Source organism: Neisseria sp. P0001.S005 (assembly GCF_051963715.1).
The window spans coordinates 1-930 of the sequence record NZ_JBQCTZ010000440.1; the positions used below are offsets into that span (position 1 = coordinate 1).

Annotated in this window: 2 protein-coding genes; both read left to right on the forward strand. The window is 50.4% G+C overall.

Annotated elements, in window-relative coordinates; all coding sequences use genetic code 11:
- A partial coding sequence (locus tag ACTHSP_RS20895; RefSeq protein WP_440346875.1) for an ATP synthase beta subunit C-terminal domain-containing protein occupies nt 1-483 on the forward strand: 483 nt, incomplete at its 5' end.
- 10 nt (nt 484-493) lie between these two features.
- Nucleotides 494-919 (forward strand): F0F1 ATP synthase subunit epsilon, encoded by a 426-nt coding sequence (locus tag ACTHSP_RS20900; RefSeq protein WP_049331696.1) that lies wholly within the window; start codon nt 494-496, stop codon nt 917-919.
- Nucleotides 920-930 lie beyond the last annotated feature (11 nt).

The window sequence follows — 930 nt, forward strand, 5'->3', positions numbered from 1 at the left end:
GATGACTTGACTGACCCGTCTCCAGCGACAACTTTCGCCCACTTGGACGCAACCGTCGTATTGAGCCGTGATATTGCATCTTTGGGTATTTACCCGGCAGTTGACCCGCTTGATTCTACTTCACGCCAATTGGATCCGATGGTATTGGGTCAAGAGCACTACGACGTAGCGCGCGGTGTACAGTCTACTCTGCAAAAATACAAAGAATTGCGCGACATTATCGCTATTCTGGGTATGGACGAATTGTCTGACGAAGACAAACTGACTGTGATGCGTGCCCGTAAAATCCAACGCTTCCTGTCTCAACCGTTCCACGTTGCCGAAGTATTTACCGGTTCTCCAGGCAAATACGTTTCATTGCGTGACACCATCGCCGGCTTTAAAGCCATCTTGAACGGCGAATACGACCATCTGCCTGAACAAGCGTTCTACATGGTAGGCGGCATTGAAGAAGCGGCTGAGAAAGCGAAAACCTTAAACTAAGGAGGCCGGCATGAGCACCATGCAAGTTGAAGTGGTTAGTAGCGAGCAAAACATCTATTCGGGCGAGGCCAGCTTTGTGGTGGTTCCGACCGTTCAAGGTGAGCTTGGTATTTATCCACGACACGAGCCGATTATGAGTTTGGTACGCCCCGGCGCATTGCGTTTGACTGTTCCGGGTGAAGCTGAAGAAGTGTTGGTAGCCGTTTCCGGTGGCGTTTTAGAAGTACAGCCTGATAAGATTACCGTATTGGCAGACGTTGCCGTCCGCAGTACCGAAATGGATCAGGCGCGTGCTGAAGCAGCTAAGAAAGCAGCCGAGGCAGGTGTTTCTGCAGCCAAAGATGATAAATCTCTGGCCGAAGCGCACAAAGCATTGGCAGCAGCCATTGCCCAGCTGAAAACTTTGGACTACCTTCGTTCGCAAAAAAACAAGTAATGTGGGTTCAT